Source organism: uncultured Campylobacter sp. (assembly GCF_937890585.1).
GTDB lineage: Bacteria > Campylobacterota > Campylobacteria > Campylobacterales > Campylobacteraceae > Campylobacter_A.
Genome location: NZ_CALACG010000231.1, coordinates 1 through 6,904, shown reverse-complemented (window position 1 = coordinate 6,904; position 6,904 = coordinate 1). Strand labels below are relative to the sequence as shown.

7 protein-coding genes are annotated in these 6,904 nt (G+C 42.2%); all 7 read left to right on the top strand.

Annotation, left to right across the window (positions count from 1 at the left end; all coding sequences use genetic code 11):
* Positions 1–212 precede the first annotated feature (212 nt).
* Genes napA through Q0296_RS06825 form a run of 7 tightly spaced genes read left to right on the top strand, consistent with a single transcriptional unit; the run spans position 213 to position 6,812 of the window.
* The gene (napA, locus tag Q0296_RS06855) at positions 213–2,993 is read left to right on the top strand and encodes a nitrate reductase catalytic subunit NapA (RefSeq protein ID WP_298038492.1); all 2,781 of its coding nucleotides are present in this window, start codon (positions 213–215) and stop codon (positions 2,991–2,993) included.
* Positions 2,994–2,995: 2 nt separating this feature from the next.
* Positions 2,996–3,763: a ferredoxin-type protein NapG gene (gene napG / locus Q0296_RS06850; RefSeq protein WP_002939901.1), complete on the top strand. Its 768-nt coding sequence runs from the start codon at positions 2,996–2,998 to the stop codon at positions 3,761–3,763.
* Positions 3,760–4,551: a quinol dehydrogenase ferredoxin subunit NapH gene (gene napH, locus Q0296_RS06845; RefSeq protein WP_298038486.1), complete on the top strand. Its 792-nt coding sequence runs from the start codon at positions 3,760–3,762 to the stop codon at positions 4,549–4,551. Before napG ends, napH begins: the two co-directional genes overlap by 4 nt.
* A complete protein-coding gene (locus Q0296_RS06840; RefSeq protein ID WP_298038484.1) occupies positions 4,548–5,075 on the top strand; it encodes a nitrate reductase cytochrome c-type subunit in 528 nt (175 codons plus the stop codon). Before napH ends, Q0296_RS06840 begins: the two co-directional genes overlap by 4 nt.
* A complete protein-coding gene (locus Q0296_RS06835) occupies positions 5,075–5,542 on the top strand; it encodes a 4Fe-4S ferredoxin (RefSeq protein WP_298038476.1) in 468 nt (155 codons plus the stop codon). Before Q0296_RS06840 ends, Q0296_RS06835 begins: the two co-directional genes overlap by 1 nt.
* Positions 5,539–6,474 (top strand): nitrate reductase, encoded by a 936-nt coding sequence (locus Q0296_RS06830; protein WP_298038473.1) that lies wholly within the window; start codon positions 5,539–5,541, stop codon positions 6,472–6,474. The genes Q0296_RS06835 and Q0296_RS06830 overlap by 4 nt, the downstream gene beginning before the upstream one ends.
* Positions 6,471–6,812, top strand: a complete 342-nt coding sequence (locus Q0296_RS06825; RefSeq protein WP_298038464.1) for a chaperone NapD — start codon at positions 6,471–6,473, stop codon at positions 6,810–6,812. The genes Q0296_RS06830 and Q0296_RS06825 overlap by 4 nt, the downstream gene beginning before the upstream one ends.
* The last annotated feature ends 92 nt before the right edge of the window (positions 6,813–6,904 follow it).

Genomic DNA, 6,904 nt, shown 5'->3' with positions numbered 1-6,904 from the left:
ATAAAAAATATCTTTAAACAATCCTTGAAATTTGTGATTTTAAATTTACTTTAACATTCTTGCTATGCATAACTGTTAGAAATTTTTTGAAATTAATTTGTAATTTTTACACTTAAGATTAGCAAAAAGATTTCTGGCGTAAATCAGGGGTAAATAAGCTTTTCAAAGCTAATATCCATATAACCTTATTTTAAATCTTTTAAGGAGAAAAAATGAATCGACGAGATTTCATCAAAAGTGCTGCAGCTAGTGCTGCTTGTGCTAGTGCTGGCATCGCTGTGCCAAGCTCGCTAAGTGCGGCAAGCGAAGCTGAAAAAGGCTGGCGTTGGGATAAGGCTGCCTGTAGATTTTGTGGAACCGGATGTGGCATCATGGTTGCTACAAAAGAGGGCAAGATAGTAGCTGTAAAAGGCGATCCAGAAGCGCCAGTAAACCGCGGTCTAAACTGTATCAAAGGCTACTTTAACGCTAAGATCATGTACGGCGAAGATAGGATCACTCATCCACTTTTACGTGTAAATGAAAAGGGCGAATTTGACAAAAAAGGTAAATTCAAGCAAGTAAGCTGGAAACAAGCATTTGACGTGATGGAAGCTCAGTTTAGAAAGACTTATGACGAGCTAGGACCTCACGGCGTTGGCGTGCTTGGCTCTGGACAATACACTATCCCAGAGGGCTACACAGCTGTTAAGCTTATGAAAGGTGGATTTAGAAGCAACAGCATCGATCCAAACGCAAGACACTGCATGGCAAGTGCGGTTCTTGGTTTTATGCAAGTTTTTGGTATCGATGAGCCATCAGGCTGCTTTGATGACATCGAGCTAACAGATACCATCATAGCTTGGGGCGCAAATATGGCTGAGATGCACCCGATCCTTTGGGCGCGCGTAAGCGATAGAAAGCTTAGCGATCCTGATAGAGTAAAGGTCGTAAATTTAAGCACCTACTCAACTAGAACATCAAATTTAGCCGATATAGAGATCATTTTTGCTCCGTCATCTGACCTTGCTATCTGGAACTACATCGCTCGTGAGATAGTCTATAACCACCCAGAGATGATAGACGAAGAATTTGTCAAAAAACACTGCGTCTTCACAGCTGGCCCAGTTGATATCGGATATGGTCTTCGCACAGACATCCACCACAAAAAATATGCTCCAAGCGAGCTAGACACAGCTGCGACTGAGAAGTCAAAGGTGCTAAGCGAGGCTGAGGGCGTTACGCTTTCTTACCTTGGCCTAAAAGCTGGCGATACACTAGAAAATAAAAATGCTGCAAAAGCTGGCGATCACTGGCAAATAACATTTGAAGAGTTCAAAAAAGCTCTTGCACCTTACACACTTGACTTTACAGCCAAGGTAGCAAAAGGCGATCCAAACGAAGATATCAATGAATTTAAGAAAAAATTAAAAGCACTTGCTGATCTTTACATCGAGAAAAATCGCAAAGTCGTTAGTTTCTGGACTATGGGCTTTAACCAACACCAACGCGGCACATGGGTAAATGAGCAAGCTTATATGGTGCATTTCTTACTTGGCAAGCAAGCACTTCCAGGCTCAGGTGCCTTTTCTCTAACTGGCCAACCAAGTGCGTGCGGCACTGCAAGAGAGGTCGGAACATTCGTTCACCGCTTGCCAGCTGACATGGTTGTCGGCAATCCAAAGCACAGAGAGATCACTGAAAAACTTTGGAAACTACCTGCTGGCACACTAAATGCCGTACCAGGCTCACACTACGTAAAAATGATGCGTGATCTTGAAGATGGCAAGGTTAAATTTATCTGGGTTCAAGTAAATAACCCATGGCAAAACACTGCAAACGCAAACCACTGGATCAAAGCAGCTCGCGAAATGGACAACTTCATCGTCGTAAGTGACCCTTATCCAGGAATTTCTGCAAAAGTAGCTGACCTTATCCTCCCAACTGCGATGATCTATGAAAAATGGGGCGCATACGGCAACGCTGAGAGAAGGACACAGCACTGGAGACAGCAAGTGCTCCCTGTTGGCGAAGCGATGCCTGATATCTGGCAGATGCTTGAGTTTAGTAAGCGCTTTAAACTAAAAGATGTTTGGGGCGAGAAAAAGCTAAATGACAAAGTGACACTTCCAAGCGTGCTTGAAGCTGCAAAAGCTATGGGATATAGCGAAGAAGATACGCTATTTGACGTGCTTTTTGCAAATGAAGATGCTAAGAAATTTAGCGCAAACGATCCGATCATGGAAAACTATGACAATACAGAAGTCTTTGGCGACAGCAGAAAGGTGATCGGCTCTGATGGTAAAGAATTTAAAGGATATGGATTTTTCATCCACAAATATCTTTGGGAAGAGTATAGAAAATTTGGCGTTGGTCACGGTCACGACCTAGCTGACTTTGACACTTACCACAGAGTAAGAGGTCTAAGATGGCCAGTCGTTGATGGCAAAGAGACTCAGTGGAGATTTAATACCAAATTTGACCCATACGCTAAAAAAGCCGCTCCAAATGATAAATTTGCATTCTACGGCAACAAAAACGCAGCTCTTCCAACAGGCGATCTAAAAGGTGTGAAAAATCAAGAGAAAACTCCTCTTGCAAACAAAGCAAAAATTTTCTTCCGCCCTTACATGGATCCATGCGAGATGCCAAGCAAAGATTATCCATTCTGGCTATGTACTGGCCGTGTTCTAGAGCACTGGCATACAGGCACGATGACTATGCGTGTTCCTGAGCTTTATAGAGCCGTGCCAGAGGCACTTTGCTACATGCACGAAGATGACGCTAAAAAACTTGGCGTGCTTCAAAATGAGATCGTTTGGGTCGAGTCACGCCGCGGCAAGGTAAAAGCAAGAGTAGATCTAAAAGGTAGAAATAAGCCGCCAGTAGGACTTGTTTATGTGCCTTTCTTTGATGAAAACGTATTTATAAATAAAGTATGCCTTGACGCTACTTGCCCGATCTCAAAAGAGACAGACTATAAAAAGTGCGCGGTTAAAATTTACAAGGCATAAAAGTGGCTGATATGGAATTTTCAAGTAGGCGTGAAGCTTTGAAATTTGGAGCTAAGGCAGCGATCTTAGCTCTTGGCGGAGGCTTTATATGGTCACTTAGTGCCAAAGCCTCACCGCTTGTACTTCTTAGACCGCCTGGTGCGAAAGCGGAGAAGCAGTTTTTGAAAAGCTGTATTAGGTGTGGGCTTTGCGTAGAGGCCTGTCCATTTGATACGCTAAAACTTGCTACTCTTGAAGATGGTATAAGCGTCGGTACGCCTTATTTTGAGCCTAGAAAAATTCCTTGTCATATGTGCGAGCATATCCCTTGCGTGCCAGCCTGTCCGACTGGTGCGCTGGATGCAAATTTAGTAAGCACAGCTGGCAAACTAGACATAAATAAAGCCAAAATGGGCGTTGCAGTGGTCGATATGAAAAACTGCGTGGCATACTGGGGCATACAGTGCGACGCTTGTTACAGATCTTGTCCGCTCATAGATAAGGCCTTGTATCTTGAGTATCGCCGCAACGAAAGGACGCAAAAGCATGCGTTTTTGCTACCAGTAGTTGATAGCGATATCTGCACGGGTTGTGGCGTGTGCGAGCGAGCCTGTATCACCGAGAAAGCAGCCATTACCGTGCTAAACCGCGAGGTTGTGCTTGGCAAAGTTGGCGATAACTACGTCAAAGGCTGGGTAAAAGAAGATGAAAGGCGCGTAGATGATGCCGACAGCAAGATAAAGCTCGACATCAAAAAGGCGACTGACTATCTAAATGGCGGTGAGCTATGAAATTTTTAATCTTAAGACGAATAACTCAAATTTCTATCCTAGTGCTATTTATCCTAGGGAATGTTTATGGAGTTAAGATACTTAGCGGAAATTTAAGCTCATCTTTGCTTTTTGGACAAATTCCACTAAGCGATCCATTTGCGGTGCTTCAAATTTTACTAGCAAGCTTTAGCGTTGGCATAAATGCGGTAATCGGCGCCATCATCGTCTTTGCATTTTACGCACTCATCGCTCCAAGGGCGTTTTGCTCGTGGGTTTGCCCAGTAAATTTACTAACCGACATTGCTTACAAGTTAAGAGAGAAATTTGGCTTTAAGGGTGAGAAAATTTTAAACGTAAGTAAAAATTTGCGCTACTACTTGCTAGCGCTCACTCTTATCTTAAGCCTAGCTCTATCAGTACCAGCGTTTGAGAGCATTAGCTTTATAGGTATCATCCAGCGCGGCATTATCTACGGCTCAGTTAGCGCCATTGGCATCGCTCTTGGCATAGTGGCCTTTGATATGTTCGTGCTAAAGCGCGGAATTTGCTCACATGTCTGCCCGCTTGGTGCATTTTACGCGGTGATATCAAAATTTGCTCTTATTAGAGTAAAACACGACGCAAATGCCTGCACAAAATGCATGAAGTGCAAGCTCGTCTGCCCAGAGGTGCAAGTGCTAGATATGATCGGCAAAGAGAGCCGCGCGGTTAGCTCAAGCGAGTGCATAAGCTGCGGTAGATGTATCGACGTTTGCGGCGACGGGGCGCTAAATTTTAGTATTAGAAATTTAAGGAGAGAAAAATGAAAATGAAAATAATGGCGCTTGGAGCACTATGCGCTGCCTTTTTAGCGGCATGTGCATTGAATAATCCAAGCATTAGTGATTCGCAAATCGGCTTTAGAAATGTCGATTTGTTAGATGATAAAGACGTTGTTTTAAAAGACATCAACTACACAAAAGAGCCAGCAGGTATGGCAAAGAGGTTTGACAGGTCTTTTGAAAATGCACCTCCGTTTATCCCACACGACACTGAGGGTTTGGTGCCTATCACAAAAGATTCAAATATGTGCGTAACCTGCCACATGCCTGAGTTTGCAAAAGATAGCGGAGCAACTCCTATCCCAGCTTCTCACCTTTATGACATCAGAAACAAAAAAGATCTTGCAGGCAAGCTTGATGATGAGAGATATAACTGCACAACTTGCCACGTCGAGCAACAAAATGGCGTAACTCAGCTAGTTGGCAACAAATTTAAGCCTGACTTTAGAGATAAAAACGGCTCACACAAGTCAAATTTACTAGACGTTTTAAATGATGGCGTTAAGTAATGCAAAGCAGGCGAGAGCTTTTTAGCAAAATTTTGGGGGCAAAACCTGCTCCCAAATTTATAAATCCACCATTTTTTAGCGGTGAATTTGACTGCGCTGGCTGTGAGGCTGGCTGCGTAAGTGCCTGTGAAAAAGAGCTTCTTAGCTTTGAAAATGAAAGAGTTGTTTTTAAAGTTAAAAAGCTAGGCTGCGACTTTTGTGAAGAGTGCGCCAAGGCTTGTCAAAGTAGCGGCCGAAAAACACTAAATTTAAACTTGCCAAAGAGCATAAACGCAAAAGTTAGCATAAATGTCGCTAGTTGCCTGGCGTGGAACGACACGATATGCTATAACTGTCTTGATGCGTGTAAATTTAAAGCGGTTGAGTTTCTTGGCGTTTTTCGCCCTATAATCAATCAAAACTGCGTGAGTTGCGGCGAGTGCTTTGATGTTTGTTTTAAAAATTCGCTTGAGATGGAGGCTTTATGAGAGTTTTATTTTTTCTTTTTTGCTTGTTAAATTTTATCTTTGCAAATGAGATCACAACGCCTATTAAAGAGATAGAAGCTAGTGCAAATGTGCTTAACACTACGCTGATAAATGACAAACTTTTTATCGCAACTGATGGTGGCACGGTTGAAATTTACGATCCAAAAGAGTCTAAATTTGACGAGATTATTAAAATGGATGATATAAAAACATATGTGAGCGATCATGAGAGGCCAAAAATTTTAAATGTCGATGAACTAAATGGCAAGATGCTCATCCTAAGCGAGGGTGACTACGCTACAAAGGTGCTTTATATAAGAGAAAATGGGCAGATGAGAAGCATAAAAATGGCTAATCAAGCGATAAAAAAGGCTCTATTTTTAGACGGTGAGCACGTAGCACTTGCCTCAATCAGCAATGAAATTTACTTTTTAAACCTAAAAAGTGGCGAAATTTATGATAATTTTAAAATATCAATCGCAATGCTCTCAGACATGGAGATAAGCGATGATAGAGGCACGCTAGCGATCGCTTGCGAGAGTGGTAAGGTCTATTTTTACAATGTTCGCACTAAAAAGATGGATAGAATTTTAGATATCCACACTGATAATATCTACGACATCGCCTATAAAAATGGCGTCATGATCAGTGGAGGCACCGACAGGATCGTTGGCATCTTCTCTGCTGGAACGCTAAAAAAGATAAACACTGGCTTTTTGGTTTATGGCGTGGGGCTTAGTAGTGACGGCAAGATCGCCGCATATATGAGCGATGAGATGAGCGATGTAAATTTAGTTGATAGTGCTAGCCTGGAAAATATCGCGATGCTAAAAACTGGGCAAAGCACGATAAATAGCATAGTTTTCATAAGCGACAACGAGGTCGTAACCTCTGCTTATGAGAAGAAAATTTTATTTTGGAGAGTTAGATGAATATTTCAAGCCTGATAGTCTATACGGATAATAAAAATGAGAGCGTAAAAAGCGAGATAAGCAAGTTAAAAGAGTGCGAGATCATCACTGACGCAGATGATAGAATCGTTGTGGTCGTTAGCTCAGAGAGCATAGAAGATGAGATCAGAGTTTTTAAGATGATAGAGGGCATTGGCGGCGTGGTGAGCGTTGCGATGGTTTATAGCTACCAAGAAGACGCTAAGGAAAATAGAGAGAGGCTTGAAGCAAACGGCAAGATAAGCGAAATCTTAACAAGCGATGACGTAAAAGCCGAAGATATCGCATATGGTGGTAGCGTGCATTATAAGGTGAGGTGAAATTTAACTCTCTTTTGAATAATAAAGAAATTTACAAATTTAATCAAGCTATTTTGCAAATTTTAAAATTCCATTCACTCGCAAGAATTGAC